The organism is Mesorhizobium sp. 131-3-5, from assembly GCF_016756575.1.
Classification (GTDB): domain Bacteria; phylum Pseudomonadota; class Alphaproteobacteria; order Rhizobiales; family Rhizobiaceae; genus Mesorhizobium; species Mesorhizobium jarvisii.
The window spans coordinates 2,568,237-2,594,048 of record NZ_AP023254.1 but is presented as its reverse complement, the minus strand read 5'-3'; the positions used below and the strand labels follow the sequence as shown (position 1 = coordinate 2,594,048).

Sequence of the window (25,812 nt, the reverse complement as noted above, 5' to 3'; positions counted from 1 at the left end):
GCCTCAGCTTTTCTGCTTGGCGCCGGCGCTCTTGCCATCGGAGCTTTTCGAGCGCTCCTCGAAACGCGCCGCACCCTTCTTCAGGGGATGGCCGGTCTCGGCTTCGGTCTTGCGCTCGTCCTTCGCCGCGGCCTGCTTCAATCCCTTGGCGGCCTGCTTGCCCTTAGCGGTTGGTGCTTGTTCGACGCCCATTGCTTCCTCCCTTGGTGCGATATCGCGCTATGTCAGGAGCAACGTGCGCAAGGGGCTGCGGTTCCACCTCCCCAGGAACGATCGGGCGCCTCAGCGCGACACCGTCATCGCCTTGCGGAAAGCTTCCAGCGTCTCGGCGCTGACATGGTGCTCGATGCCCTCGGCATCGATGCGCGCGGTCTCGGCGCTGACGCCGAGCGAGCGCAGGAAAGCTTCCACCGTCTGGTGACGGATGCGGCTTTCCTCCGCGACCTTGCGGCCGGCCTCGGTCAGGAACACGCCGCGATAGGGTTTTCTCGACACCAGCCCGTCGGCGCAAAGGCGCGTCAGCATCTTGGCCACCGTCGGCTGCGCGACGCCGAGCCGCGCGGCGATGTCGACCTGGCGTGCCTCGTTGCCGTCCTCGATCAAATCGGCGATCAGCTCGACATAATCTTCGACTAGCGCGCTGCGGCGCGCTTGGCGCTGCTGCCGGAACCCTTCCGAATGGACATCGGCGTCGGGCAATGGCTCACGCGGGACAGGTCTGTTCTTCAGCGCCAATGCGCTCCTCCTCGGGAGTTTAGCCGTTCCTGCTTTATAGCACGGGCTCTGATTCTTCAGGCCGTTTATTTGCATTCCCCCACAGGCGCAACCGGCGTTTCCGATTGCGGTTTCGCAAACCCGGCCGAACGTCGGGCAAAAAGCACAAACAATGAAATATAGCATATTGCATAATGTTGAGCCATGGCATAGCTTATGGATATCCCCGGAAGTCTCGGAAAGCCTTTTCATGTCAGACGCAGAAGCCACAGCCCCTCGATCCTCATGGCGGTTCGCCGGACGGGACGAGGACGATCAGCCCAGCCTACGCGAAGTCAATTCCACCATCGCCGTGCCGAGCTCGGGCGTCTGGTTCCGCCGGCTGTTCGCCTTCATAGGCCCGGGCTACATGGTTTCGGTCGGCTATATGGACCCGGGCAACTGGGCGACCGACCTCGCCGGCGGCGCCCAGTTCGGCTACACGCTGCTGTTCATCATCATGCTGTCCAACCTGATGGCGATCCTGCTGCAGGCGCTGGCCGCCCGGCTTGGCATCGCCACCGGCCGCGACCTCGCCCAGGCCTGCCGCGCCTATTATCCGCGCCCGGTCAATTTCGTGCTGTGGATCGCCTGCGAACTCGCCATCATCGCCTGCGACCTCGCCGAAGTCATCGGCACCGCGATCGCATTGAAGCTTCTGTTCGGCATTCCGCTGATCGGCGGCGCGATCCTCACCGCGCTCGACGCGTTCCTGGTGCTCATGTTGATGAACAAGGGGTTCCGCTATCTCGAAGCCTTCGTCATCGCGCTTTTGATCATCATCTTCAGCTGCTTTGCCATCCAGATCTTCGTTGCCGCGCCGCCGGCCGGCACGATCCTGCACTCGATGTTCGTGCCGTCCTCGGAGATCGTCACCAATCCGGCGATGCTCTACATCGCCATCGGCATCATCGGCGCCACGGTCATGCCGCACAATCTCTATCTGCACTCCTCGATCGTGCAGACCCGCGCCTATGAGCGCACCGAAAAGGGCAAGCGCGACGCCATCAAATGGGCGACGGCGGACTCCACCATCGCCCTGATGCTGGCTCTGTTCGTCAACGCCGCTATCCTGATCGTCTCGGCTGTCGCCTTCCACAACACCGGCCACCAGGATGTGGCCGAGATCGACCAGGCCTTCGAGCTGCTGTCACCGCTGCTCGGCCTCAGCATTGCCTCGATCCTGTTTGCCGTGGCGCTGCTCGCTTCCGGCCTGAATTCGACAGTGACGGCGACGCTTGCCGGCCAGATCGTCATGGAAGGGTTCCTGCGCCTGCGCATCCCCAACTGGGCGCGCCGGCTTCTGACGCGTGGCCTGGCCATCATTCCCGTGGTGGTTGTGACCGCGCTCTATGGCGAGAAGGGTACCGGCCAGCTGCTGGTGTTCAGCCAGGTGATCCTGTCGATGCAATTGCCCTTCGCGGTGGTGCCGCTGGTGCAGTTCGTCTCCGACAAGAAGAAGATGGGCAACCTCGCCATTCCGCGCGGCGTGGCCGCACTCGCCTGGGTGGTCGCGGCGATCATCCTCGTGCTCAACTTCAAGCTGCTCTACGACACGCTGTTCGGGGTCAGCTAGAATTCCGCCAGACAGCGCGACAAACCGCCAAATCGCGCTATCTTTGCTGGCGTCATGAGCAACATTGAAGACATCAGGAAATTCTACGCCCGGCTGATGGCGGCCAATGCCGCCTCATCGGATCCACGCCTGGAGGAGGTCTTCGCCACTGTTCCGCGCGAAGCCTTTCTTGGCCCGGGACCATGGACGATCGTCGCCGGGAGCGGCAAGGTCACCACGCCGAGCGCCGACCCGGCGCATATCTACCAGAACGTGCTCGTGGCGCTCGATGCCGACAAGGGCATCAACAATGGCGAGCCGTTCCTGCACGCCATGTGGATCGGGAAACTGGCGCCGAAAGCCGGCGAGGCCGTCACGCATATCGGCGCTGGCACCGGCTACTACTCCGCCGTGCTGGCCAGGCTGGTTTCACCTCGCGGCACCGTCACCGCCTTCGAGCTCGACGGCAGGCTGGCCGAGCTGGCGCGCAAGAATCTCGAAATCTACGGCAATGCGACGGTGGTCCATGGCGACGCCGTGACCACGCCCTTGCCGCCATCCGACATCATCTATGTCAACGCCGGCGTCATCGCCCCGCCGGTCGGATGGCTGAAGGCGTTGCGCCCCGGCGGTCGCATGATCTTCCCCTGGCGCCCGTCCGAACGCGTCCCGCTGGCGGTGATGGTGACCCGCACCGAGAAGGGCTTTGCCTGTGATCCCTTCATGCGCTCCTGGTTCATCCCCTGCATCGGTGCCTCGGTTGCGGATCTTGCGGCAAAGATCCCGACACGCGAGCAGGCCATGCGCAGCCGCTCGATCTGGCTTACGCAGCACAAGGCGCCGGATCGCACCGCCACGGCGATCTTCGGCGACGTCTGGTTCTCGACGAAAGACGTCCGTGCCAAACCCGGCAGCTGAGGCATCGATGCGCGGATTTGGCCAAAATTTCTCAGGCCCTGTCGGGGTGGGTGCGGGCCAGCCGTCCTTGGGCCACAATCCGCCGGCGACGGCGTGGATGGAACAAGGGAGAGACCCATGAGAAAGATCATCGCCGCCACCTTCGTCAGCCTCGACGGTGTTATGCAGGCACCCGGCGGGCCGGAAGAGGATCCGGTCGGCGGCTTCAAGTTCGGCGGCTGGACCTTCCATTACTTTGACGAGGTGGGCGGCGCGGCAATGGACGAACTCTTCTCCAAACCTTTCGCCCTGCTGCTCGGCCGCAGAACCTACGACATCTTCAACGCCTATTGGCCGTACCAGAAGGATCCTATCGCCGATGCCTTCAACCCCGCGACCAAATATGTGGCCACGCATCGGCCTGACACACTCACCTGGCAGAACACGCAATGGCTTGGGGAAGATATCGTCGCGGCGCTACGCCGCCTCAGCAAGCAGGATGGACCCGACCTGCTCATCCAGGGATCGGCCGACCTGATCCAGACCTTGCTCGCCAACGGGCTGATCGACGAAATCCGGCTGATGATCTTCCCGCTGTTGCTGGGCAAGGGCAAGCGTCTGTTCGGCGATGGCGCAATGCCGGCCGCGTTCAAGCTTGTGAAGTCGCAGACGTCCAGCACCGGCGTCATCATCGCGACCTACGAACGATCAGGCGAAATCGAGGTCGGCTCCTTTGTCACGGGCGAACCGTCCGTCGCCGAGCTGGAGCGGCGCAGGAACTGGAAGTAGCGGACGGCCTTGGGACCTTTCCTCTCCCTCCGGAGGGAGGAACCCAAGTTCCGCACGGTCTCAAGCCGCCGCCGGCCGCCGCGCCAGCCCATCCCTGATATGCCGCGCGAACTCCTGCGCGGCCGGGCCGACGCCGTGCCGCGGCAGATGCAAATTAATGGCAAAATTCGGCAGTGGCGGCAGCCCGACATCGAACGGCAAGATGTCGAGATCGGCCGGCACGGTGGAGGCCAGCCAGGTGGTGACGGCAAGATCGGAGCGCACCGTCGCCGTCGTGGCGTCGATGTTGCCGTTCTCGAACACGGTGCGCCATTCCATCCCATGCTCGTTGAGCGCCGCAAGCACCACCGGGCGGAAGGCGCAGGTGTCGGCGACGATCGACACCGGCAGCGGGCGCTTGGCGCGGGCAGTGCCGCCTCGGGCGCCGACCCAGACCAGCCGGTCGATGGCCAGGCATTCGCCCGATGTCGGGCCGACCCGCTCCTCGATCACCGCAAGGTCGATGGTTCCGGCCGCAAGCGCTGACGCCAATTCCGGCGATGACGCGCAGACCAGCGAGATCTCGACCTGCGGATAGGTTTCCGCATAGGTCTTCAGCACCGGCGCCAGCAAGGTGCCGACCAGATCGTACGGCACGCCGAGCCGCACCTGGCCGGCCACGACCGAGCCCGCCATCTCGGCCCAGATCTCGTCATTCAGGCTGAGCAGGCGCCTTGCCTTGTCGAACAGCCGCTCGCCGGACCGCGTCAGGCGCAGGCCGCGCCGGTCACGCTCGAACAGGCCACAGCCAAGCGTCTCCTCCAGCCTTTTGACCTGCTGGCTGACGGCGCCTTGCGTCAGATGCAGCGCGTTGGCGGCCGCCGTCATGCTGGCCTTGTCGGCGACGGTGACAAAGGTGCGCAGCAGCGCCGTATCGAGATTGCGGATCATCTCAGCATTATAGATGCTAATGCCGAATATCGCAAACATTGCATTTACTGATGCCAGAACGGGCCTACCATGGAGCTACGACAAGGACGCCCCATGCTCCAGCCTATCCTGCCGCTCATCCTGTTTGCCTTCGTGGCCACCGCCACGCCCGGCATCGCCACGACCTTGTCGACCGCCTCGGGCGCGCAGTTCGGCTTTCGCCGTTCGGTTCCGCTGATGATCGGCAGCGCCGCCGGCCTCGCTACGGTGACGGCTGCCGCCGCGGCCGGGCTTGCGGGCCTGCTGCTTGCGGTGCCGTCGCTGCAACTGGCGATGAAGGTGATTGGCTCGCTCTATCTCCTGTGGCTGGCCGTAAAGATCGGCCGTGCCGGGCCACCCAATCTCGACGTGGCGATGGCCAAACCGAACAGCTTTCTCGGCGGCGCCGGCATCCAGTGGATGAACCCCAAGGGTTGGGCGATGGGGCTGGGCGCGGCGGCGTCGTTCGCCGCACTGGCCGACGGCCCGGGACAACTCGCTCTGCTGCTCGGCTCGACCTTCGGCCTCACCGCCGCCATCTCCCTGTCCTTCTGGTGCATGGCCGGCATGGTCCTGGCCCGGCTGCTGAAGACCGAATGGCAATGGCGCGCCCTCAACATCGTGCTGGCGCTGGTGCTGGCCGCGTCGATCATCCCGATGTGGCGGTCGGCTTAGAACACCGTCCTAGCAGGACCTGGGCTCCTCGCCCCCGCTAGAGCGGGGAAGAGGTGGCCGCGAAGCGGTCGGAGAGGGGGCGCCAGCGGCTGGAAGGGGCTTCTTGAAGCCAATTCACGGACAGGATTGCGCCAATCCCCCTCTCCGTCTCGGCTTCGCCGAGCCACCTCTCCCCCACATTCGTGGGGGCGAGGAACCCAAGCATGGATAGCCCTCAAGCCGCGTAGCGCGCCGCCGGCTTGTCGGCGTGCAGGCTGCCGTAGAAGGCTTGGCGGGCGCCGAGGAACGTGTCCAGTTTGGCGGCATCGGCAAGTGCCGGTACGGTCACGGCTTCGCCCCTGGCCAGGCCGACAAGCGCGGCATCGACCATATCGTCGGCGGACATGACGATTTCCTTGGGAAGCTGGTCGATATCGCTGCCGGCCAGTTCCCAGAAATCGGTCCGGGTCGCCCCCGGCAGCACCACCTGCACCGTCACACCCGTGCCCGCGACCTCGCGCTGCAGCGCTTCGGTGAAGTTGACGACATAGGCCTTGGTGCCGCTGTAGATGCCGCCGAACGACGTTTCATAGGCGAGCACCGAGGCTATGTTGACGATGGCGCCGCGGTTGCGCGCGAGAAGCCCCGGCAGCACGGCACGGGTCAGGCGGGTCAAGGCAATGACATTGACCTTGATCATGCGTTCGGCCGCGTCGGCGTCGGCCGTTGCCACCACCTGCTGGCCGCCAAGGCCGGCATTGTTGACCAGCAGCGTCACGCTGTCATCGGCAGATATCATCCGCTCGACACGGCGCACATCGTCGTCGTCGGACAGATCAGCTGCGATGAAGCTGACCTTGCGATCGTAGGCGTAGCGCAGCTTCTCGGCCAGTTCCTCGAGCCGGTCGGCGCGCCGCGCCACCAGAACCAGATCATAGCCCTGCCCGGCCAGCCGGTCTGCATAGACCGCGCCGATGCCCGATGAGGCGCCTGTGACGACCGCCGTGCCCTTGTTTGCCTGTCCACTCATTGTCCTGTTCCTTCTATCTCTGTTCGCTTCGACCTGGCCGCCGGCACCGCAGGCCATTCGCCTCGGCGCGCCGACATGCCGCCTGATTGATTTAGTGGCATATACCACTTTCGACGAAATAGGCATATGCCACTATCTTGTCAATGAGTGCGTTCGGGATTATTTGTCGGGCAGCGACCGGACAGGATTTTCTCCGGCGCCGAGGAACCACCATGCCGAAAGACACCCTGCCCGGGCTGACAGCCTGCAACTACGCCATGCTGCGGCGAGCAACGCGCAAGCTCGGCCAGTTCTATGATGACGTGCAGGCCCCATCCGGCCTCAAGGCCACGCAGCAGGGCCTGCTCTACCAGATCCATATCGGCGACGAACCGGCCATGGGCGCCATTGCCGCTGCCCTGGTCATGGACCTTTCGGCGCTCGGCCACACGCTGAAGCCGCTGATCCGCGACGGTTTTGTCGAGACCTTCGCCGATCCGGACGACCGCCGCATCAAGCGGGTGCGGCTGACCCAGCAAGGGCGGACCAAGCTCGATGAGGCGATGAAGCTGTGGCAGACCGCCCAGCAGCGCTTCGAGGATGTGGTGGGCAAGGAAAAGGCGGAACGCCTGCGCGCGGTGCTGGATGACATCAGCGCGCTGGATTTTGATTTGCCGCCGGCTACCTAAGCAATTCCAGGAAAAGTGTGAAACGGTTTTCCCGGGAAAGCGAGTAGCGCTTTCCCTTGGGAATTGCGTCAAAATGGATTGGCCGCCGACGGCTTTCGAAGAGACTATTCGGCCGGCATCGCGACCGGCCGTGCCGCCCAGCGGCCGGCCAGCACGATACCCAGCCCGACGATCGGGAAGGCCGCGGCAACCAGGCCGAGATCGACCGGCGAGCCGTAGCGCAGCACGCCACCGCCCACCACCGCGCCCAGCGCCACGCCGAGATAGAGCGCCGAACCGTTGAGCGACAGCACGATCGGCGCGGCATCGGGCGCCAGCTTGATGATGCGGCTGGCCTGCGCCGGCGGGAACGCCCAACCGACGATGCCCCACGGCACCATCATCGCCATCAGCGCTGGACCGGCAATATGCTGCGGCAGGAAGGCCGGCACGACCGACAGCATCACCAGCATGGCGGCGCTCAGCGTCAGCGACCAGCCGACGGTGCGGGTGGCGCCGAAGCGGTCGGCCGCCTGGCCGCCGGCAATGTTGCCGATGACGGCGCCGACGCCGAAGGCGAGCAGCATGCCGGGCAGCGCGATCTGGCTGAGCCCGGCGCCCTCGATGGCGAGCGGCGCGACATAGGCAAAGACGGTGAACGCGCCGGTCAGCGCCAGCAATGTCGTCACCAGGATCGGCATCACGCCGGGCCGCATGGCGGCCGCCAGCCGGCGCTTCAGCGGCAGCCTTGTGCCGACGATGCCGCGCGGCAGCCGGTACCACAGGATGGCGCCGGCGAGCGCGCCGAGCCCGGCAATGGCATAGAAGGTGCCGCGCCAGCCGGCGATCGTCGCGACCAGCGCGCCGAGCGGCGCCCCGACGGCGACGGCCACCGTGGTGCCGCCGACGACGACGGCGATGGCGCGTGCCCGGTGATGGTCATCGACCAGCGCCACCGCAGTGCCCTGCGCGGTCGCGGCGAACAGCCCCGACGACAGCGCCATGATGATGCGCGCGATCAGAAGCACTTCGAAGGAGGAACTCAGGGCGGCGGCGATGTTGCCGATGACGAAGAACACCAGCGTCCACAGGATGACGCGGCGGCGGTCCCATTCACCGGTCAGCGTCGCCAGGATCGGCGTGCCGATGGCGTAGGCGAGCGCGAAGGCGGTGATCAGCGTGCCGGCGAGTGGAATGGAAATGCCGGCATCCCTGGCGATGTCGGGCAGAAGGCTGGAGATGACGAAGCCTTCGGTCGAGATCGCAAACGATCCGAGCGCAAGCCAAAAGATCCGCTTGTCCATGGCATGTGTCCTTAGTTCAAAAGTTATTGAACAATTGGACATAGCAGGGCATGATGTCAATGAAGCCAGGGCAAAATAGCTGAACCATCCTGACAGCCCTGTGTCAGCACGGTCGTTCGGCACGGATCGAAATGGAGAAACAGTGTGTACGGGCCAGCGAGGACGGATGCGTTGAAATCGGCCCGAACTGCGCTTAGGTTCCAGCCATGACGCTACCTCATCCCAATACGGACCAGATCAGCCTGCCGATCGTGCTTGGCGTGCTCGGCGATCCGACGCGGCTCGCCATCGTGCGCTATCTCGCCAGCAAGGAAGGCGTGGCGCTGAACTGCAGCCAGTTCCTCGATCTCGGCTCCAAGACCAATCTCAGCTACCACCTCGCCAAGTTGCGCGAGGCCGGCGTCACCCGCGCCGAAGTGGTCGGCACCAACCGCATGATCACGCTGCGCCGCGCCGACCTCGACGCCCGCTTCCCCGGCCTGCTCGACAGCGTCATCGCCGCCGCCGTCGACGACCCCGCTCTGCCGGCGGTCGGCGGCCACGATATTGAGGTGCCGGCCTAGATCTGCAGGTTCCAAGCTAAAGCTCTGTCGCCGCTAGCGCTGCCAGAAACCGATATGCGGCGCGAGAAGTTCCTCCTCCATCTCCGGGATGGGGCCGTGGACCTCGACCGGCTTCTGCCCGGAGCCGAGGACCGTGCGTGACGAGAGGTTCATCGTCGGATTCTCGGCGTGGTCGCCAGTCAGCGCGAGAAGCTTGGTCTCTTCGAAGCCGTAGACCAGCCGGCCGATATTTGCCCAGTAGAGCGTTCCGGTGCACATCGCGCAGGGCTCGCCAGTTGTGACCAACGTGCAGGACCAGAGGAAATCCGGCGGATAGGCGTCCGCGGCACGCCGGCTGAGCTCGGTTTCGGCGTGGCGCACGGTGTTGATGTTGCCTTGCCGCATCAGGATGCGATCATCGGGGCCGACGAGCACACAGCCGAAAGGATGGTGCCCGTGCGCGGCGGCCTCGCGCGCCACGTCATTGGCGGCGCGGAGGTGAGCGAACATCTGGTCACGGGTCATCGCCTGTGCCTTCCGAAGCTGTCTACGTAGATAGATGAACTGGGACGGCGTGGACGGTAGCAGATGGAGTGCTACCGCGATAGCCGTGGGCGGGCCGCGCAGTGCCCCGCTTGCCCCGAACTCAACGACTGATGACGAAAGCGGGGACTTGATAACAAAGGCGGCGGGTTGATAACGAAGACGGGCCGGAGTCCCGATGGGGCCGCACCATGGGAGCACGCCGCATGCGCATAGCCGTCCTCGCCGATATCCACGGCAACGTCCTGGCACTCGACGCCGTGCTCGAGGATCTGCGTGAGCGCGGCGGCGCTGAGCTCACCATCAATCTCGGCGACAGCGTTTCAGGCCCGCTCTGGCCGCGCGAGACGTTTGAGCGCCTGGAAGCGCTGAACCTGCCGACGGTGCGCGGCAACCATGACCGCCGCGTCGCGGTCGATCCGGCCGACGAGACCATGTGGGCGTCCGACGTCTATGCGCAGGAGCGGCTGACGCAGGCGCAGCGCCAGGTGCTGTTCGCGCAGCCGCTGACGCTGGAGATCGCGCCCGGCATCGTCGCCTTCCATGCCCGCCCCGACCATGACGAGAAATATCTGCTCGACGCGGTCGTCGACGGCCAGCTGGTGCGCGCGCCGCTGGCGGCGATAAGGCGGCGGCTGAAAGCGCTCGACCCCGCCTGTCGCATCGCGCTGTGCGGCCACAGTCACCGCCCGGAACTGGTCCGCATCCCCGACGGTCCGGTCATCTTCAATCCGGGCAGCATCGGCTGCCCCGCCTATGACGATTCCACCCCGCCGTCGCATGTTTCCGAACAGGGCTCGCCGCATGCGCGCTACGGCATCGTCACCTTGGGCGGCGCCGGCCGGCCCGATCGTTTCGAGACGATCGCCGTCGACTACGATCACGAAGCGGCGGCACGACAGGCCGAACAGGCGGGGCGCCCGGAATGGGCCCACGCGCTGAGGACCGGCTTCATGCCAGGCTGAAGCTTGCTTCATGCCAGGCTGAAGCTTGCTTCATGCCGGGCTGAACGAAGCTCATGCCCCGGGGGAATGCCTCGCGTTCATGCCCCGGCTGAACGCAACCTCATCCGACCCTGATGAAACGCCTTCGCGGCCACACTCAAGGCGTAAAACATCTCGCTTATAGACACGGCGGCGCAGCGTCGCTTATAAAACCGGCTTCGCGTGCGGCAGCGTTTTGGGTTCTGGCGGTGCCTTTGGGAATGCAATTGATCGCCGACAGCCAAGTGACGAGGCGCCGAATTACGCTGCGGACAACGCTGTTGGCGCTGATGGCCGCTCCGCTGCTGATGGCGGCGTGGTCCACCGTTGTCCCGGCCCATGCCGAAGAGACGCCCTTCATCTCCGTCGTCACTGGCCTAGCGCCTGACGACCTGCTCAATATCCGCGCCAAACCGTCGGCGATCGGCAAGACCGAGGCACGTCTGGCCGCCGGCGCCAGCGTCAGGAACCTCGGCTGCAACGACATTGACGGACACCCCTGGTGCAAGGTCCAGTCTGACAATCCCAAAGCCATCGGCTGGGCTCCTGCGCGCTATCTCGTTCCCCTCAACCCGGCGACCGTGCCCCTCGACCAGGCGGATGCCGGCGCGGCGCCCGATGCGGCGACGCCGCCGGCGGCGGCACAGCCCGACCTGACGGCGCGGCTTGGCGGCGCGGCCCACCCCGTCGCGCCAGAAGCCCCGATGAAATCCACCGCCGAGATCGCCATGCAGGATGCCTATGGCCTGGCGCTGGCGGCGAATGAAACCCCGTCGACTGGCGAAATCCCCGCCCTCGCCCAGGATGCGGCCGCGGATAGCGGCTCGGCGGCGGGATCGCTTCCCGTTCCCACGCCGCGTCCTGACGGCGCCGCGCCCGCCGTCGACACGCAGACCGTCGCCGAACTGCCGCCGCAGCCGACCTCGCTTGCCCAGGGTGGTGGCGTCGAAATCCCCTGCGCCCGCTATGTCGGCCAGCCGATGCAGCGTTGCGCGGCAGCCATCGTCCACAAGGGCGCCGACAAGGCCGATATCACCGTGACCTGGCCCGACGGCGGTACGCGCCTCATCTCCTTCTATGCCGGCCTGCCGGCCGGCTCGGACACCAAGGGCGATTTCCGCTTCACCCGCGAGGGCAGCCTGAGCATGATCCGCATCGGCGTCTCCGAACGCTTCGAGATCACCGACACGGTGGCGTTTGGACGTTAGGGATTAGGCAGTAGGCAGTAGGGAATAGGCAGTAGGGACGTACGTCCAAGGCGCTTGAAAAGCCCTACTGCCTCCTGCCCAACCCCTACTGCCTATTTCCTGCTGCCTAATCCCGCATTTTCGGGGTTACATCCGCCAAAACTCTTCCCTATAAGGCCCACCTAGCCTGATACCAGAATCGCGAGCACAACCGGCCGGGTCTTCCCGTCCCGGTTTTTTGTGCAAGCCGCCCGCCGAACGGACCTATGACATGCCAAGACGCACCGACATCAAGTCGATCCTGATCATCGGGGCCGGCCCCATCGTCATAGGCCAGGCCTGCGAATTCGACTATTCCGGTACCCAGGCCTGCAAGGCGCTGAAGGAGGAAGGTTTCCGCGTCATCCTGGTCAATTCCAACCCGGCCACCATCATGACCGACCCGGAACTGGCCGACGCCACCTATATCGAGCCGATCACGCCGGAAGTCGTGGCCAAGATCATCGCCAAGGAGCGGCCGGACGCGCTGCTGCCGACCATGGGCGGCCAGACCGCGCTCAACACCGCTTTGTCGCTGCGCCGCATGGGCGTGCTCGACCGCTACAATGTCGAGATGATCGGCGCCGACGCCACGGCAATCGACAAGGCCGAGGACCGCGCGCTGTTCCGCGAGGCGATGAGCAAGATCGGCCTGGAAACGCCGAAGTCGATGCTGGCCAATGCCACCGACGTCAAGAACGCCGACCGCAAGACGCACGAGGCGGAGCGCGCCGCACTCAAGGCCGAGAAGCCGGAGAATCTCGACGCCGAACTCGACGCGCTGGAAACCCGGTGGAACCTCGGCGAAGGCGACCGCAAGCAGCGCTACATCAGCCATGCCATGGCGATCGCCGCCCAGGCGCTCGACCATGTCGGCCTACCCGCCATCATCCGCCCCTCCTTCACCATGGGCGGCACCGGCGGCGGCATCGCCTACAACAGGGCCGAATTCTACGACATCGTCCAGTCCGGCCTCGACGCCTCGCCGACCACCGAAGTGCTGATCGAGGAGAGCGTGCTCGGCTGGAAGGAGTATGAGATGGAGGTCGTCCGCGACAAGGCGGACAATTGCATCATCGTCTGCTCGATCGAAAACATCGACCCGATGGGCGTGCATACAGGTGACTCGATTACCGTCGCCCCGGCGCTGACCCTCACGGACAAAGAATACCAGATGATGCGCAACGCCTCGATCGCGGTGCTGCGCGAGATCGGCGTCGAGACCGGCGGCTCCAACGTGCAGTTCGCCGTCAACCCGGCCGATGGCCGGCTCGTCGTCATCGAGATGAACCCGCGCGTCTCGCGCTCCTCCGCACTCGCCTCCAAGGCGACCGGCTTCCCCATCGCCAAGATCGCCGCCAAGCTTGCCGTCGGCTACACGCTGGACGAGTTGGAGAACGACATCACCGGCGGCGCCACGCCGGCCTCGTTCGAGCCGTCGATCGACTACGTCGTCACCAAAATCCCGCGCTTTGCCTTCGAAAAATTCCCCGGCGCCGAGCCGGTGCTGACGACCGCCATGAAGTCGGTCGGCGAAGTCATGGCCATCGGCCGCACCTTCCAGGAATCGCTGCAGAAGGCGCTGCGTGGCCTGGAAACCGGCCTTACCGGCCTCGACGAGATCGAAATCCCCGGCCTCGGCCACGGGGCGACGGTTGCCAACCACGCCGACGACCGCAACGCGATCCGTGCCGCGCTCGGCACGCCGACGCCCGACAGGCTGCGCATGGTGGCGCAGGCGATCCGCATGGGCACCTCGCTGGAAGACGTGCACGCAATGTGCAAGATCGACCCGTGGTTCCTCGAACAGATCGCCGGCATCCTGGCCATGGAAGCCCGCATCCGCGAGCACGGCATTCCGCAGGATGCCGTCAACCTGCGCATGCTGAAGGCCATGGGTTTCTCCGACGCCCGCCTGGCGTCGCTGACCAGGACCGACGCCGAAGTGGTCACGAAGATCCGCGAAAAACTCGACGTTCATCCCGTCTACAAGCGCATCGACACGTGTGCCGCCGAGTTCGCCTCGCCCACCGCCTACATGTACTCGACCTATGAAGTGCCGTTCGCAGGCAGCCTCGCCAACGAGGCGCAGGTCTCGTCGCGCAAGAAGGTGGTCATCCTCGGCGGCGGACCGAACCGCATCGGCCAGGGCATCGAGTTCGACTATTGCTGCTGCCATGCCGCCTTCGCCCTGCGCGATGCCGGCTATGAAGCGATCATGATCAACTGTAACCCGGAGACGGTCTCGACCGACTACGACACGTCGGACCGGCTCTATTTCGATCCGCTGACGGCGGAGGACGTGCTGGAGATCCTGCGCGCCGAGCAGGCTTCAGGCGAACTGGTCGGCGTCATCGTCCAGTTCGGCGGCCAGACGCCGCTGAAGCTGGCGGATGCGCTGGAGAAGGCCGGCATCCCGATCCTCGGCACCTCGCCCGACATGATCGATCTCGCCGAAGACCGCGACCGCTTCCAGAAGCTCCTGCACAAGCTCGGCCTCAGCCAGCCGAAGAACGGCATCGCCTATTCGGTCGAACAGGCCCGCCTCGTCGCCGGCGAGCTCGGTTTCCCCTTGGTGGTGCGCCCGTCCTATGTGCTCGGCGGCCGCGCCATGCAGATCATCCATGACGAGAGCATGCTGCAGAGCTACCTGCTCGACACCGTGCCCGGCCTGGTGCCGGAGGACATCAAGCAGAAATACCCCAACGACAAGACCGGCCAGATCAACACGCTTCTGGGCAAGAACCCGCTTTTGTTCGACACCTATCTGTCCGGCGCCATCGAGGTCGATGTCGACTGCCTCTGCGACGGCAAGGCGACCTTTGTGTCGGGCATTCTGGAGCACATCGAGGAGGCCGGCATCCATTCGGGCGACTCGGCCTGTTCGCTGCCCGTGCACTCGCTGCCTTCCGAGCTGGTCGACGAGCTGGAGCGCCAGACGGCGGCCCTCGCCCGCGCGCTCAATGTCGGCGGGCTGATGAACGTGCAGTACGCGATCAAGGACGGCACGGTCTATGTGCTGGAGGTCAACCCGCGCGCCTCGCGCACCGTGCCCTTCGTCGCCAAGACCATCGGCCGTCCCATCGCCAAAATCGCCGCCCGCATCATGGCCGGCGAGACGCTGGAAGACGCCTTCGCCCATTACGGCGCCATGCCCGATCCCAGAAATCCCGGCCATATCGCGGTCAAGGAAGCCGTCTTCCCCTTCGCCCGCTTCCCCGGCGTCGACATTCTGCTCGGACCGGAAATGCGCTCGACCGGCGAGGTCATGGGCCTCGACCGCGATTTCGCGCTGGCCTTCGCCAAGAGCCAGCTCGGCGCCGGCGTCGACCTGCCACGCTCCGGCACGCTGTTCGTCTCGGTGCGCGACGAGGACAAGAAAGGCATCCTGCCTGCGGTCAAGCGCCTCGCCGGCCTCGGCTTCAAGGTGCTGGCGACCTCAGGCACGCAGCGCTTCCTCGCCGAAAACGGCGTGGTGGCCGAAAAGATCAACAAGGTGCTCGAAGGCCGCCCCCACATCGAGGACGCCATCCGCAACCGCCAGGTCCAGATCGTCTTCAACACGACCGACGGCCAGAAGGCGGTGTCGGACTCAAAGTCGCTGCGCAGGGCGACGCTGATGCAGAAGGTGCCGTACTACACGACGCTTTCAGGTGCGGCGGCCGTGGCCGAGGCGATCGCGGCGCTGAAGGCGGGGAGCCTCGAGGTCAGGCCGCTGCAGGAGTATTTTGCTTGAGGGACTAGCTGACCTTGGGCAGGGTGGAGCGCCTTGTGAGCTTCAGGGACAAAGACGCGAACAAACCCGACACGCCCGTGTCCAAACGACACGACGAATGGACGAAGGTAGCTTTCTAATTTGTTACCTCGACAGGAAGAGACGCCACAACCTGGCCGATAACAGTTTGCACCATCGCTGCATATGGCGCAGTTGGATGCCCCTCACGGTCACGCAAGTCAGTGAAAATCGCGCGCCGCGTGGCGACAGGAAGGTCTGCGCGTGAGACAGTATCAATGATCCCCATTATCTTCTCAAGATGGTCCTTTCTACGTTCTGACAACTCTCCACGATTAAGATCAAGTAGTGCTCGTGTACTAGTTCCTGCTGCTGTACCTCGCGGAAAAATTAATGGGCCGCTAAAAATCAAGTGGTCAGATGGCTCGGTAACATAGGGATCAATAATGTGCTCAAGAAGTGGGTCTTTGTTAGATTTATTTTGATTGCAAATTTCACATGCCAAGGTAAGATTATTCCATTCAAACGTTCTTAACGGATCTAGCGATTTCGGGTAAATGTGCTCGACGTCGCCATGGTGTATATGCAGAAGTTTGCTCTCACAGTACGCGCATTTCCCATGAGTTTCTGCGACAAGCGCGGTCTTAATCTGAGGGTTTCGGTATCGCGTTTTCTCGGTATTTGTCGGAGCTTCACCGGCATTAAGCTTATTTACTATAGCTGCAGTCCATACTGCCTCATTGTCTTCGAGAATCTTTGGTTTTGCCACTTTTGTTAGGCGGATCATTGAGGCCCCGCAATCTGCCGCAATGCCTCTGGATAATATTCCCCCAGTCCCGCTTCAATTAATCGTTGTCGCAGAAGAACGATATTTTCGGAATCTAAATTCTCAATCTGAAATTCATTTGCTATTGTACGTATATCAGCTTCTGCCCACTCCGGTAAGGTTACAGGCACTCCAAGAACATCGCGAAGGATTTCGCTAGCAGTTCCAGCTTTGTTCGCTCGATCCAATTTCAAAGAAGAAACCCTTGCCTTAACGCCAGAGTCGCTCGACTCTGCCGAAGCATTGTAACCTAAAACATAAACAGAGGAATCCTTTACTGAAGAAACAATAAAGGGGCTATGCGTTGCGATTATAAATTGAGCATTTGGAAAGGCGGAAATTAGCCGATTTAGCAACGCTCTTTGCATTGACGGATGCAGGTGATTCTCGGGCTCATCTATCGTGATTACGAACTCTTTTTTGTCATGAGCATACAAGAAAATCTGCCACGACAAATCTATCAGCGACATCAAGCCGCCAGAGGCAGCATCAATAACAAAATCTCCGGTATCCGTGACAATTATTACATCAGGAATCCTGATGCTAATATCTTTGAACCCGATCGATGGAGGGAGCGTTTTGCTGAGGACATTCTTAAAATCTTCAAAAAGCTTAGCTACGATTTCATTCCTTTGAACATAGCGATTTCCAGGTCCAAATGTGGCCATCGATATGATGGCCTCTTTCATTCTGTAGATAGGGCTAAATTGAGTATAGGCATTTTGCTGCCGTTGAATCACCTCCTGATGATAAATTTGATAAGCTTGCTCCGCCCCAATTGCATTTGTTGGAATATTGCCAACTTGCTGATAGGTAGGAACGGGCCGATGCGATCCGATGTGAAGGCCTTGAACCCCTGGCTGCGGGCGAATCTCTACGTTGTACATTATCGAGCTTACTGCAGGCACGATTAGGTTAGCCTCTATGCCGTTTGAGTAAATGAACTTGCCAACGCTTTCGCTCGGTGACTCGGCCCTATTCTTTAGCCAAGGGAATAGTCCAGAAACATATCGAACTATCCCTTCTTTGCTGTAGGTTGGCGTAGACAGCAAAGGCTGACCCCAGTCATAATGCTGAGAGATCAGGCGTAGCAATGTGCTTTTTCCAGCACCATTTGCACCTGTTATGATTGTTAGTCTTGGATGGAAAATGATATCAATTTCTTCAAATTGACGCCATCCGTTCAAAACGAGCTTCGAAAATATCATCTATTCGCCAATACAATTTCGCAGGGCAACCAAACCCGTCCGATCCTACCTCCAGATCGAATAATGCCGCAAGTGTTTGCTCTGTACCATCAAAATGCCACAAGAACTCACCCCACCGCAACACACTCAATCTCAATATCAAACTCCATCGGCCAGGACGCCACCGGCACAAACGTCCGCGATGGCGCGTTTTCCGGGAAATACTTGGCATAAACCCGGTTGACCGCGCCGTAGAAGCCGGAATTGACGGCGTAGATGCGGACCATCACTACATTGTCCAGCGAGGTGCCGGCCGCTTCCAGGCAGTGTTTCAGAGCCTTGAGCGACGCCTCGGTCTGCACCTCGATGTCGCCCTTGACCAGTCTGCCGGTCGTAAGATCGAGCGGTGGCGTGCCGGAGACGAAGACCAGCCCGGCGGCTTTGGTCACCAGCGACAACGGCACGCCCAGCGCGCGCACAGCCGCCGACAGCACCGGCACTTCGACGATTTCCTTGGTCATGGCGATCTCCCTGCGGTTACGGCGAGCTTATCTCGCTCGAGGCTGAACGCCAGCGCTCTCGGCATTGTCGTCTGGAAGTCGCCGCGTAGTGGAAACCACGCGTCACCATGAAGCGGCGTTTTTTGCAGACCCAAAATTTCAGGAAACGGCCAGCATGGATGCCGGTTCGCAGAGGAAACTCACGCCACAGCCACACACTCGATCTCGATATCAAACTCCATCGGCCAGGACGCCACCGGCACGAAACTCCGCGCCGGCGGGTTGGTGGAGAAATACCTGGCGTATACCCGGTTGATGGCATTGTAGAAGCCGGAATTGACGGCGTAGATGCGCACCATCACCACATTGTCGAGCGAGGTGCCGGCCGCTTCCAGGCAATGTTTCAGCGCCTTCAGCGACGCCTCGGTCTGCACCTCGATGTCGCCGCGCACCATCTCGCCGGTCACCATGTCCACCGGCGGCGTCGCCGAGATGAAGACGAAGCCATTGGCCTTCACCGCCGTCGAACAAGGCAGGCCGAGCGAGCGCACCTTGTCCGACATGACAGGCACTTCGATGACTTGTTTTTTCATGGTGATGCTCCCTGGGTTGGCAGGGAGCTTATCGTGGCGGCCAGCGAACGCCAGCGTCGTTCTTCCCTTCTCCCCTTGTGGGGTGAGCGGCCGGTTCGCGTAAGCGAATTCATCGTGCCAGTGGCACGATGAAAGGCCGGAGAACGCCGGGACGCTGCGAAGCAGCGGGGACCCGGCAGGTGGATCGGCCACCCCCGGCCCTTCGCATGGCTCAAGGCGTTCGACGCCCGAAAAGGGTCAAGCCGCGCCCTAATGCACCGCCGCCAAATCCTTCAAATGCATCTCGTGCATCTTCAGCGTTTCCAGCGTCTTCTTGGCGAATTCCTTCAGCGCCGGGTCGTCGCCGGATTGCGCATAGGTGGAAACCATCGCCACGGCCTGCTTGTGTGCCTGCGTCTGCAAGGTGATGTATTTGGCCTGGAAGGCGTCGCGGTCGAGCGCCTTGAGCTGGTCGAGCATCGCCTGGTCGTTCGGCTGCAACGGCGGGCCTTGCGGGGTGACGGACGCCGTGGTCTGGCTCTTATCAAGCGCCGCCTTGAAATCTTCGCCGGCCTTGGTGTGATCCTTGACCATCAGTGCGGCGAAATCCTTCACATCGGCCGCGACGGCTTTTTTCTCGGCCAGCTTGCCGCTTTCGATCTCGAAGCGGTTGGCGCTGGCCAGGGTCCTGGTGAAGGTTTCGGTGTCGACCTTGTTCTCAGAAACGGGCGGCACGTCGCTGGACGGCTGTTGGGAAAAGGCTGAAGGCGTTCCGGCGAGAAGGGCCAGCATGGCGGTGGCGAGATGCGGTTTCATCGAAGCGCTCCGTGAGAGGTGTCCTCGAAGGCCCAACGCGGCAGAGGCGGTGAGGTTGCCGACGCGCCGCTTCTCCAGTCCGAAGGATGAAAAGCGGCCTCACGATTGCAGCGTGACCCCTGCTCTACGGGCGACGAGGCCCCAGTAGGAAGGCCGTCATGGTTGCGCTCACGCACGCCACCGCCAACAACGCAACGGCGCCCGAAGCGCCGGTCCTGCGGCGAATTGAAACAAGGTTTTCTGAAGCGGGAGCATTGTGAACCAGTCCGTACAAGTCGGACCTGCTGCCATGCCGAACGGAATAGGCGCGGGTCAACTCCGCACCGAGTAGAAAGATTTGTGATGAATAGTAGACCCAGAGCAGTATGACGAGCAGCCCTCCGGCCGCGCCATATGAGGAAGCGATTGCACTTGTGCCGATATACCAACCGATAAGCGACTTCCCCAACGTGAACAGAGCGGCGGTCACGACAGCGCCGATCCAGACATCCCGCCATTCCAAGGCACGGTCCGGGAGGACTTTGTAGATCGCGGCAAACATCACGGTGATCAGGGAAAAGGATATCAGGGTGTTGATCGCGCTCAGAACAAATTCGCCGAACGGCAATTGAGCGCTGATCAAATTGCCCAAAGCCGAGATCGCCGCGCTCGCCACCAAAGAGACCAGCAACATAAAGCCAAGGGCGGCGACCAGGCCAAGACTTGCCGCACGGGCGCGCAAGAGCCGCGACAGCGAACTCCCTTTCGCTTCAACCTTCCATATTGCATTCAGGGCCTGCTGCATCTCGCCGAACACCGCGGAGGCGGTGACGAGCAAAGTGGCCGTGCCGATGATGGCCGCCAGGGTCCCCGATGATTTGCTGGATGCCCCTTCGAGCGCGGTTTGAAGGACCGCCGCGCTGTCTGAACCCATCAGCCCCGAGATCTGAGCAGACAAAGCCAACTGCGCTGCGTCATGCCCAAACGCAATGCCTGCTATCGCGACGACAATTATCAGAACCGGGGCCAGCGACGTGGCGGCATAAAAGGCCATCGCCGCGCCGTGGCTAAGGGCATTGTCGTTGACAAAGCCAACCAGGCTTTCTCGCACCAAGTCCCACAGGCTGCTGACTGTTGTCGGTCGCATTTCGAATCCGTGAAGGGGGTCGAAACCGTCTCCTATCAATGCGGCGGGCCTTCCGATGTTCCGGCCGAAGCAGGCACCAGCACCGCCTGGCTCGTCGAGCAGGTGGGATAGCGACCACTTGCCGAAAAGCCGTTCCAAGCTGAAGCGCGGCGACTGAAGCCGACACGTCCTGGGCTCAGTGACAGCACGCCTCGCCATACTGCAGCTGCTCGCTCCAATCCGGCCGGCCTTGCGGGGTGAAATCCATCAGGTTCCACAGGATCTCACAGGTGCCGATGGCGCGCGGGTCCTGGCCGGGCTCCGGCGGCACGAAGCCGAGCTCGGACGACCAGAAATGGCGGATAGCGTCGCCGTCGCGGTGAAACACCGACAGCAGCGGGATCTGCGCGCCATCGGCGTCCTCGGCATTGTAGTCGCGCTTGAAGCTGTTGGCGGCCGACGACACCAGCCGCATGTTCTTCCAGCCGCGATCGCGGCTGAGCGTGATCAGGTTTTCCAGCGCGGTTTTCGCCACCACGGCGAAATTGAAGCCGGCGGCTTCGAGATGCCCGACGGCGCCGTCCCACTGGTCGAGCAGCGCCGTGCAGGACGGGCATGGCTGGTCCGGCCGGGCGAGCTTGGCCGTGCCGCCGCTCACCGCCACGTCGCGCGTTTCCTGGGGATGGCGCGGAAACATCATCTGGTAGAGGATGAGTGAATCCTTGCCCGGCGCGAACAGTTCCGACAGTTTTGTCTTCGCCGGCCTGCCGTCGGCACCGAGCGCATCGAAGACATAGTCCTGGCGGATCAGCCCGCCCGGCGGCAGCGCGCGCCGCGCCTCGGCCACGGCTTCCATAGCGCGGCGCAGCTCGATTTCCTTCTTCAGAAGCTTTTCGCGGGCGGTGCGATATTTCGCGGATTCGTTGGGAAAGGTGATCATGATCGGCTCCCTTAAGTCGGCGCCGGCGTCCCGGCGCTGTTGTTCTGCGACCCAAGGACGTTTGGCGACGACCGATTCCCGACATTTCTTCGGATGGCGCGGCGATTCATTGCAAGGGAACCTCCCAGGCTTCCCGGCATTCTCACGGCAAGGTAAAGCGAGCCGTGGCGGACAAAATGCACGAAGCCGACGAGATTGACCTGCGCTGCCCGCAAGTGGTGGCCGACAATGCGGCCAAGGGCTTGCGGCTGCGCGGAGAGTTCGGCCGTGGCGGCACCGAGATCGGCGTGGCGCGGGCGACCGAAATGAAGAACCGCGAAAAGCTCGCACCGTCCACCATCCGCCGCATGGTCAGCTACTTTGCCCGCCACGAGGTCGACAAGCGCGGCAAGAATTACGGCAATGAGGACAACCCGTCGGCCGGCTATATCGCCTGGCTGCTGTGGGGTGGCGACGAAGGCCGTGCCTGGGCGCTGGAGATCAAGCAGAAGATCGGCAATGCGCCGGATATTTAGGGAGAAGATCGCGCATGAAGGCAGGCCCCGAAACCCCAGCGCGGGACCTGCCTTGGAGGCGCCGACACATGCCGGTGCGGCTTCCTCCTGTGCCCAGCTGATCGACGATCCAGATCAGCCGTTTGGCGTCATGACGCTTCGTTAGCATGGACCGACGGCCGCTTATGTGAAGCTGTTCACATTGCGCCGGGATTTCCGCTCGGCGGCGGGAAAATCGGCCGGCACCAACCGGCAGGAAGCGATCGGCCCTTAGCCTTCCCAGGCTACGGGCATCATCCCCAGCCGCTCGTAGAGCCGCACGGCGGCGGCATTCTCGACCGTGTTGGTCTTGAGGTCGACATGGGCCGCACCGCGGTCGCGAAAGGTGGCGAAGGCTTGCCACATCAGCGCCTCGCCGATGCCCTTGCCGCGCGCCTCGGGGTGAACGGCGAGATCCTTGATGAAAGCAGACGTCCAGCACAGCGACGCTGCCGCCAGCCGGCCCTTGCCGTCGATGACGAGGAAGCACAGCGCCGGGTCGAATTCGGGATCATCCGATATGCGTGGCCACCATTCGTCGAACGGGCCGTCGGCGCCGTCGTCGAACACCTCGCTCAGCAGCGCATGAAGGGGTCGTGCGTCGCCTGGCTCGAAGCAGCGCATGGCAAAACCTTCCGGCCAGTGCGGTGCAACGAGCGTCTCGTCGAGGATCTTGCGCAGCCGGATGTCGTTGAGGGCCGGCGGGCGCGGTTCAGGCATCGCGCTCAGGCGTCGGGCTGTGGACGTCGCTTGCGGTCGACACCGAGGCCGGTCGCCTCGAGCAGGCCCTTGCGCTTGGCGTCGAAATAATAGCCGGTCTGGTAGAGCCAGTCGGCCTTCTTGGCGTTGCCGCCGGCCACCAGCCAGGCGCCGCGCAGATATTTGACCGCGTATTTCAGATTGGTCTCGGCGTCGAACAGGCCCTTGGCCGGCCCGTCATAGCCCATGCCGCGCGCCGTCGCGTGCTTGATCTGCATCAGCCCCCAATGGCCATTGTTGTAAGCCTTGGGATTGAAGGTGCTCTCGCGGTTGACGACATGGCGCACCAGATCCACCGGCACCTGGTAGAGCGCGGCGTATTTGACGATCAGACGGTCGACATCGCCACGCATGCCCGTGTGCTCTTCCTGCGCCGGACCAACCGGCGCGGAGGGGAACTGCACCAGGGAAGCCGGGTTCTGCGGCACGACATAGGCGACCTGTTGCACCCCCGGCAGTTTCTGGCCGCTGCTGGCGACCGCCGGCACAATGAGCCCGGCGGTGGTGTAGGTCTGAGCCGTTTGAGCCGCCTTTACGGGCTTACCCGCCCTGGCCGGCGGCGGCGCCTGCCAGGCATTGGCGGTCATGACAGCGGGCACGGCGGGTGCGGCCGGCGTCGATCCGGCAAAGGCGGCGGTCGCCGCGGCCGGTTGGGCGGCGGGATCAAGCGCCGGCGCGGTCGCCGCACCTGGCGTCAATTCGGCGGCCTGGACTGGCGCGATGCCCGAGGATTGCGGCAGCACCGAAACCGTCTCCGGCAGTGGTATGGTGAAGCCGGCATCGCTGCCGGCAACGGTCGCGGTTTCGGTCAGGGACGGCGCAGGCTTCATCTGCGAGGTCGAGGTGCAGCCGCTGATGCCGGCTGCCGCCACGATCACGCCGATCGCGATAAGGGTTTGTTTTGCTGGCAAGCCGCGCTCGGGTCCGGTTCGTCGGGGTGTTAAGAAATCCCTTACACCAGCGATTCCAGGGTAGCAATCGGGGCCATCCGGTGGTTTTCGGGTGGCGAGACGCGGGCGGTGATGCCATATTGTTCCTGATATGTACCGGCAGGAATCCCGGATTTCGCCACTTTGCGGAAAGGAGCGCATCATGGAAACGACACCGTCGATCACAGCTGGCCACGCAGTGTTAGAAACAGTGATCGGTTTCATGGGCATCGCCTGGAGCGAAAAGGGCCTGATCCGGCTCTGCCTGCCCGAACGCAGCCGTGAATCGGTGGAGCGGCGGCTGCTGCGCCATAGCGGTGTTTCCGCCTCCACCGCGCAGCCGCCATGGGTGGTCGAGCTGATCGCCTCGATCAAGGCATACGCCGCCGGCGAGGACGTCGATTTCTCCAATGTGCCGGTCGATCTCGACGGCGTCGACGATTTCCGCCTGGCCATCTACGACGCGGCACGAAAACTCAGCTATGGCGAGACCATCACCTATGGCGAACTCGCCAAGCGCGCCGGTCATGCCGGCCTGCCGCGCGAAACCGGTGCGGCCCTCGGCGCCAATCCGGTGCCGCTGGTCATCCCCTGCCACCGCATCCTGGCGGCCGGCGGCAAGATCGGCGGCTTCTCGGCGCCCGGCGGCTCCGTTACCAAGGAGAAGATGCTGGCCATGGAAGGCGTGCGCGTCGGCCCGCCGCCGCCGGCGCAGGTGTCCTTCGGGTTCTGAACCGCCGGCGCGAGCGCTGCCCCTACTTGGCGTCGCCCTAATTGTTGTGGAAAAATCGCCGGCGGAAATGCCGGTCATTGTCCGGCCGCTTGCAGTTGTAGACCGGGCAGGAACTGGTGTCGGCGCTCGGCACATAGGCGCGCGTCCGCACCTCGCCCATGGTGCAGAATTGCTGGCTCTGCACATAGCGGTCGTAGAGCGGCAGCCCAGGCACGCGTTTCGACTGGTAGCGCAGGATGACCGCGCCTTGCCTGGCGATCGTCGACTGCACCTTGCCGCAGCTCATATGCGTCGGGTCATAGCGCGAGATCGCCTGCGCCTCGGCGGCCACCAGCGTCAGACAGGCGGCAAGCACTATGGTTTTCATGGTTTCCTCCCCTGATCCGCCGCCCACGGACAGCGCGATCCGCCGCGACGGTTCCACCAGATTGGGGCGGCCGTTGGGCAGGCCTTCAATCACAGCTTTCTCACGCAGTCTTGTTTTTGGAACGAAAGCAGCCTATATCAGCCCCATTGATATTTCGGCCGATCGATCCGGGCCTCGCGATCTTCGCGTTTGCTGACGTCTATCTCCAAAATCTCGATGCACACCGGCTGGACTTCGGTCCGGTCAAACCAAAGCAAATGCAAGGACTATTTTTATGGCAACTGGAACGGTCAAGTGGTTCAACGCCACCAAGGGCTTCGGCTTCATCCAGCCTGACGCGGGCGGCGCGGACGTTTTCGTCCACATCTCCGCTGTCGAGCGCGCTGGACTGTCGACCCTGGTCGAAGGCCAGAAGATCAACTTCGAGATCGAGCAGGACCGCCGCACTGGCAAGTCGTCCGCTGGATCTCTGAGCAAGGCAGCCTGATTTTGCGAATGGCGCGCGCCGGGCGAGAGCTCGGGGCGCGCGGCAAGTCACGGATGTACTGACGGTCGCGCGAGAAGCGGGCCCGGAGCGGAAAGACCCGACAAGCTGGAACAGCAGATAGCTGCCAGCCCGGACCGGACGCTCCCAATCAGGCTACCAAGCATGGGAAGGCGGGATTTATCCCGCCTTTTTGTTTGTCTGGGTTCAGCCATTTAACTTTGCAACCCCGATGATCGAGGCCGATGCAAAGGCAGGTCGACTGGACGAGTCTGCCAAAAAGGCGTTGGCCGAAGTTCGAGCCGGAAACTTTCGACGTCTTTAGCCGCAGCGCCGAGGCCTTTTCAAGAATTCGCTCTGGCGAGTCAGATAGCGTGGTTTTCGAGAACCGGAGCGGAGCGTACGATTAAGTACGTGAGCACCGGAAGCGCAGAAAACCGCGCTAGGTGGCCGCCGG

The 25,812-nt window shown here is 63.1% G+C and carries 28 protein-coding genes; 12 read left to right on the top strand and 16 right to left on the bottom strand.

The genetic code is table 11. The annotated features are described in order from the left end of the window. Positions 1-3: 3 nt before the first annotated feature. Both JG747_RS12600 and mntR read right to left on the bottom strand, forming a co-directional pair. Positions 4-192, bottom strand: a complete 189-nt coding sequence (locus JG747_RS12600; RefSeq protein ID WP_019860505.1) for a hypothetical protein — start codon at positions 190-192, stop codon at positions 4-6. 90 nt (positions 193-282) lie between these two features. Continuing rightward, positions 283-735, bottom strand: coding sequence for a manganese-binding transcriptional regulator MntR (gene mntR / locus JG747_RS12595; RefSeq protein WP_202361878.1), 453 nt, complete (start codon positions 733-735; stop codon positions 283-285). Positions 736-964: 229 nt separating this feature from the next. On the opposite strand from mntR, the gene JG747_RS12590 reads away from it, so the two are divergent. The 3 genes from JG747_RS12590 (at position 965) to JG747_RS12580 (ending at position 3,994) form a co-directional block, all read left to right on the top strand. Next, complete coding sequence (locus tag JG747_RS12590) at positions 965-2,329, top strand: Nramp family divalent metal transporter (RefSeq protein ID WP_202361877.1); 1,365 nt, start codon at positions 965-967, stop codon at positions 2,327-2,329. A gap of 54 nt (positions 2,330-2,383) precedes the next feature. After that, a complete protein-coding gene (locus tag JG747_RS12585; RefSeq protein WP_202361876.1) occupies positions 2,384-3,226 on the top strand; it encodes a protein-L-isoaspartate O-methyltransferase family protein in 843 nt (280 codons plus the stop codon). Positions 3,227-3,343: 117 nt separating this feature from the next. After that, a complete protein-coding gene (locus JG747_RS12580; protein WP_038648920.1) occupies positions 3,344-3,994 on the top strand; it encodes a dihydrofolate reductase family protein in 651 nt (216 codons plus the stop codon). A 60-nt stretch (positions 3,995-4,054) separates the two neighbouring features. Here JG747_RS12580 and JG747_RS12575 read toward each other — a convergent pair whose 3' ends face one another. After that, positions 4,055-4,924, bottom strand: a complete 870-nt coding sequence (locus JG747_RS12575) for a LysR substrate-binding domain-containing protein (RefSeq protein ID WP_244748376.1) — start codon at positions 4,922-4,924, stop codon at positions 4,055-4,057. 93 nt (positions 4,925-5,017) lie between these two features. Here JG747_RS12575 and JG747_RS12570 point away from each other — a divergent pair, with 93 nt between their 5' ends. After that, positions 5,018-5,617 carry a LysE family translocator gene (locus JG747_RS12570; RefSeq protein WP_064980504.1) on the top strand — a complete coding sequence of 200 codons (600 nt, stop codon included), beginning with the start codon at positions 5,018-5,020 and terminating at the stop codon, positions 5,615-5,617. 214 nt (positions 5,618-5,831) lie between these two features. Here JG747_RS12570 and JG747_RS12565 read toward each other — a convergent pair whose 3' ends face one another. Then, positions 5,832-6,626, bottom strand: coding sequence for an SDR family NAD(P)-dependent oxidoreductase (locus JG747_RS12565; protein WP_069092938.1), 795 nt, complete (start codon positions 6,624-6,626; stop codon positions 5,832-5,834). 212 nt (positions 6,627-6,838) lie between these two features. Here JG747_RS12565 and JG747_RS12560 point away from each other — a divergent pair, with 212 nt between their 5' ends. Further along, on the top strand, positions 6,839-7,294 hold the full coding sequence (locus JG747_RS12560; protein ID WP_038648928.1) for a MarR family winged helix-turn-helix transcriptional regulator: 456 nt from the start codon (positions 6,839-6,841) through the stop codon (positions 7,292-7,294). Positions 7,295-7,398: 104 nt separating this feature from the next. On the opposite strand, the gene JG747_RS12555 is transcribed toward JG747_RS12560, so the two are convergent. Beyond that, positions 7,399-8,577 carry an MFS transporter gene (locus JG747_RS12555; RefSeq protein WP_019860515.1) on the bottom strand — a complete coding sequence of 393 codons (1,179 nt, stop codon included), beginning with the start codon at positions 8,575-8,577 and terminating at the stop codon, positions 7,399-7,401. 206 nt (positions 8,578-8,783) lie between these two features. Between JG747_RS12555 and JG747_RS12550 the strand changes: the two genes are divergently transcribed. After that, positions 8,784-9,140, top strand: coding sequence for an ArsR/SmtB family transcription factor (locus JG747_RS12550; RefSeq protein ID WP_038648931.1), 357 nt, complete (start codon positions 8,784-8,786; stop codon positions 9,138-9,140). A gap of 33 nt (positions 9,141-9,173) precedes the next feature. On the opposite strand, the gene JG747_RS12545 is transcribed toward JG747_RS12550, so the two are convergent. Further along, positions 9,174-9,644 (bottom strand): nucleoside deaminase, encoded by a 471-nt coding sequence (locus tag JG747_RS12545; RefSeq protein ID WP_019860517.1) that lies wholly within the window; start codon positions 9,642-9,644, stop codon positions 9,174-9,176. A 224-nt stretch (positions 9,645-9,868) separates the two neighbouring features. Here JG747_RS12545 and JG747_RS12540 point away from each other — a divergent pair, with 224 nt between their 5' ends. The 3 genes from JG747_RS12540 to carB all read left to right on the top strand — a co-directional run bounded on the left by JG747_RS12540 (position 9,869) and on the right by carB (position 15,607). Continuing rightward, positions 9,869-10,627, top strand: a complete 759-nt coding sequence (locus JG747_RS12540) for a metallophosphoesterase family protein (RefSeq protein WP_038648934.1) — start codon at positions 9,869-9,871, stop codon at positions 10,625-10,627. Positions 10,628-10,866: 239 nt separating this feature from the next. Continuing rightward, positions 10,867-11,853, top strand: coding sequence for an SH3 domain-containing protein (locus JG747_RS12535; protein ID WP_244748375.1), 987 nt, complete (start codon positions 10,867-10,869; stop codon positions 11,851-11,853). A 250-nt stretch (positions 11,854-12,103) separates the two neighbouring features. Then, positions 12,104-15,607, top strand: coding sequence for a carbamoyl-phosphate synthase large subunit (gene carB / locus JG747_RS12530; protein WP_202361873.1), 3,504 nt, complete (start codon positions 12,104-12,106; stop codon positions 15,605-15,607). Between the two features lie 115 nt (positions 15,608-15,722). Here the strand turns inward: carB and JG747_RS12525 are convergent, their stop codons facing one another. The 7 genes from JG747_RS12525 to JG747_RS12495 all read right to left on the bottom strand — a co-directional run bounded on the left by JG747_RS12525 (position 15,723) and on the right by JG747_RS12495 (position 21,550). After that, positions 15,723-16,391, bottom strand: coding sequence for an HNH endonuclease (locus JG747_RS12525; protein WP_202361872.1), 669 nt, complete (start codon positions 16,389-16,391; stop codon positions 15,723-15,725). Continuing rightward, positions 16,388-17,638, bottom strand: coding sequence for an AAA family ATPase (locus JG747_RS12520; protein WP_202361871.1), 1,251 nt, complete (start codon positions 17,636-17,638; stop codon positions 16,388-16,390). The genes JG747_RS12525 and JG747_RS12520 overlap by 4 nt, the downstream gene beginning before the upstream one ends. Before the next feature lie 107 nt (positions 17,639-17,745). Next, positions 17,746-18,138 (bottom strand): RidA family protein, encoded by a 393-nt coding sequence (locus JG747_RS12515; protein ID WP_202361870.1) that lies wholly within the window; start codon positions 18,136-18,138, stop codon positions 17,746-17,748. A gap of 179 nt (positions 18,139-18,317) precedes the next feature. Continuing rightward, the gene (locus JG747_RS12510; protein ID WP_202361869.1) at positions 18,318-18,710 is read right to left on the bottom strand and encodes a Rid family hydrolase; all 393 of its coding nucleotides are present in this window, start codon (positions 18,708-18,710) and stop codon (positions 18,318-18,320) included. Between the two features lie 249 nt (positions 18,711-18,959). Further along, complete coding sequence (locus JG747_RS12505; RefSeq protein ID WP_202361868.1) at positions 18,960-19,505, bottom strand: DUF4142 domain-containing protein; 546 nt, start codon at positions 19,503-19,505, stop codon at positions 18,960-18,962. A gap of 124 nt (positions 19,506-19,629) precedes the next feature. After that, the gene (locus tag JG747_RS12500) at positions 19,630-20,769 is read right to left on the bottom strand and encodes a YihY/virulence factor BrkB family protein (protein WP_446720614.1); all 1,140 of its coding nucleotides are present in this window, start codon (positions 20,767-20,769) and stop codon (positions 19,630-19,632) included. Between the two features lie 37 nt (positions 20,770-20,806). After that, entirely contained in the window at positions 20,807-21,550 is a 744-nt protein-coding gene (locus tag JG747_RS12495) for a DUF899 family protein (RefSeq protein WP_202361867.1), read from the bottom strand. A 176-nt stretch (positions 21,551-21,726) separates the two neighbouring features. Here JG747_RS12495 and JG747_RS12490 point away from each other — a divergent pair, with 176 nt between their 5' ends. Further along, on the top strand, positions 21,727-22,065 hold the full coding sequence (locus JG747_RS12490; RefSeq protein WP_202361866.1) for a hypothetical protein: 339 nt from the start codon (positions 21,727-21,729) through the stop codon (positions 22,063-22,065). Between the two features lie 249 nt (positions 22,066-22,314). Here JG747_RS12490 and JG747_RS12485 read toward each other — a convergent pair whose 3' ends face one another. Further along, on the bottom strand, positions 22,315-22,803 hold the full coding sequence (locus JG747_RS12485) for a GNAT family N-acetyltransferase (protein ID WP_038648949.1): 489 nt from the start codon (positions 22,801-22,803) through the stop codon (positions 22,315-22,317). Between the two features lie 5 nt (positions 22,804-22,808). Beyond that, on the bottom strand, positions 22,809-23,753 hold the full coding sequence (locus tag JG747_RS12480; RefSeq protein WP_202361865.1) for a lytic transglycosylase domain-containing protein: 945 nt from the start codon (positions 23,751-23,753) through the stop codon (positions 22,809-22,811). A 181-nt stretch (positions 23,754-23,934) separates the two neighbouring features. Between JG747_RS12480 and JG747_RS12475 the strand changes: the two genes are divergently transcribed. After that, a complete protein-coding gene (locus JG747_RS12475) occupies positions 23,935-24,504 on the top strand; it encodes a methylated-DNA--[protein]-cysteine S-methyltransferase (protein WP_202361864.1) in 570 nt (189 codons plus the stop codon). 37 nt (positions 24,505-24,541) lie between these two features. Here the strand turns inward: JG747_RS12475 and JG747_RS12470 are convergent, their stop codons facing one another. Then, complete coding sequence (locus JG747_RS12470) at positions 24,542-24,871, bottom strand: hypothetical protein (RefSeq protein ID WP_027047277.1); 330 nt, start codon at positions 24,869-24,871, stop codon at positions 24,542-24,544. A 274-nt stretch (positions 24,872-25,145) separates the two neighbouring features. On the opposite strand from JG747_RS12470, the gene JG747_RS12465 reads away from it, so the two are divergent. Then, positions 25,146-25,358: a cold-shock protein gene (locus JG747_RS12465; protein ID WP_010910991.1), complete on the top strand. Its 213-nt coding sequence runs from the start codon at positions 25,146-25,148 to the stop codon at positions 25,356-25,358. The last annotated feature ends 454 nt before the right edge of the window (positions 25,359-25,812 follow it).

Excerpts from the sequence above, each read along its gene's own strand:
- JG747_RS12485 (WP_038648949.1), bottom strand. The coding sequence starts at position 22,803 with ATGCCTGAACCGCGCCCGCCGGCCCTCAACGACATCCGGCTGCGCAAG.
- JG747_RS12600 (WP_019860505.1), bottom strand. The coding sequence starts at position 192 with ATGGGCGTCGAACAAGCACCAACCGCTAAGGGCAAGCAGGCCGCCAAG.
- JG747_RS12470 (WP_027047277.1), bottom strand. The coding sequence starts at position 24,871 with ATGAAAACCATAGTGCTTGCCGCCTGTCTGACGCTGGTGGCCGCCGAG.
- JG747_RS12565 (WP_069092938.1), bottom strand. The coding sequence starts at position 6,626 with ATGAGTGGACAGGCAAACAAGGGCACGGCGGTCGTCACAGGCGCCTCA.
- JG747_RS12545 (WP_019860517.1), bottom strand. The coding sequence starts at position 9,644 with ATGACCCGTGACCAGATGTTCGCTCACCTCCGCGCCGCCAATGACGTG.
- JG747_RS12505 (WP_202361868.1), bottom strand. The coding sequence starts at position 19,505 with ATGAAACCGCATCTCGCCACCGCCATGCTGGCCCTTCTCGCCGGAACG.
- JG747_RS12465 (WP_010910991.1), top strand. The coding sequence starts at position 25,146 with ATGGCAACTGGAACGGTCAAGTGGTTCAACGCCACCAAGGGCTTCGGC.
- JG747_RS12580 (WP_038648920.1), top strand. The coding sequence starts at position 3,344 with ATGAGAAAGATCATCGCCGCCACCTTCGTCAGCCTCGACGGTGTTATG.
- JG747_RS12575 (WP_244748376.1), bottom strand. The coding sequence starts at position 4,924 with ATGATCCGCAATCTCGATACGGCGCTGCTGCGCACCTTTGTCACCGTC.
- JG747_RS12570 (WP_064980504.1), top strand. The coding sequence starts at position 5,018 with ATGCTCCAGCCTATCCTGCCGCTCATCCTGTTTGCCTTCGTGGCCACC.
- JG747_RS12555 (WP_019860515.1), bottom strand. The coding sequence starts at position 8,577 with ATGGACAAGCGGATCTTTTGGCTTGCGCTCGGATCGTTTGCGATCTCG.
- JG747_RS12525 (WP_202361872.1), bottom strand. The coding sequence starts at position 16,391 with ATGATCCGCCTAACAAAAGTGGCAAAACCAAAGATTCTCGAAGACAAT.
- JG747_RS12590 (WP_202361877.1), top strand. The coding sequence starts at position 965 with ATGTCAGACGCAGAAGCCACAGCCCCTCGATCCTCATGGCGGTTCGCC.
- JG747_RS12535 (WP_244748375.1), top strand. The coding sequence starts at position 10,867 with ATGCAATTGATCGCCGACAGCCAAGTGACGAGGCGCCGAATTACGCTG.
- JG747_RS12520 (WP_202361871.1), bottom strand. The coding sequence starts at position 17,638 with ATGATATTTTCGAAGCTCGTTTTGAACGGATGGCGTCAATTTGAAGAA.
- JG747_RS12560 (WP_038648928.1), top strand. The coding sequence starts at position 6,839 with ATGCCGAAAGACACCCTGCCCGGGCTGACAGCCTGCAACTACGCCATG.
- JG747_RS12585 (WP_202361876.1), top strand. The coding sequence starts at position 2,384 with ATGAGCAACATTGAAGACATCAGGAAATTCTACGCCCGGCTGATGGCG.
- JG747_RS12515 (WP_202361870.1), bottom strand. The coding sequence starts at position 18,138 with ATGACCAAGGAAATCGTCGAAGTGCCGGTGCTGTCGGCGGCTGTGCGC.
- JG747_RS12490 (WP_202361866.1), top strand. The coding sequence starts at position 21,727 with ATGCACGAAGCCGACGAGATTGACCTGCGCTGCCCGCAAGTGGTGGCC.
- JG747_RS12495 (WP_202361867.1), bottom strand. The coding sequence starts at position 21,550 with ATGATCACCTTTCCCAACGAATCCGCGAAATATCGCACCGCCCGCGAA.
- carB (WP_202361873.1), top strand. The coding sequence starts at position 12,104 with ATGCCAAGACGCACCGACATCAAGTCGATCCTGATCATCGGGGCCGGC.
- JG747_RS12540 (WP_038648934.1), top strand. The coding sequence starts at position 9,869 with ATGCGCATAGCCGTCCTCGCCGATATCCACGGCAACGTCCTGGCACTC.
- JG747_RS12510 (WP_202361869.1), bottom strand. The coding sequence starts at position 18,710 with ATGAAAAAACAAGTCATCGAAGTGCCTGTCATGTCGGACAAGGTGCGC.
- JG747_RS12475 (WP_202361864.1), top strand. The coding sequence starts at position 23,935 with ATGGAAACGACACCGTCGATCACAGCTGGCCACGCAGTGTTAGAAACA.
- JG747_RS12550 (WP_038648931.1), top strand. The coding sequence starts at position 8,784 with ATGACGCTACCTCATCCCAATACGGACCAGATCAGCCTGCCGATCGTG.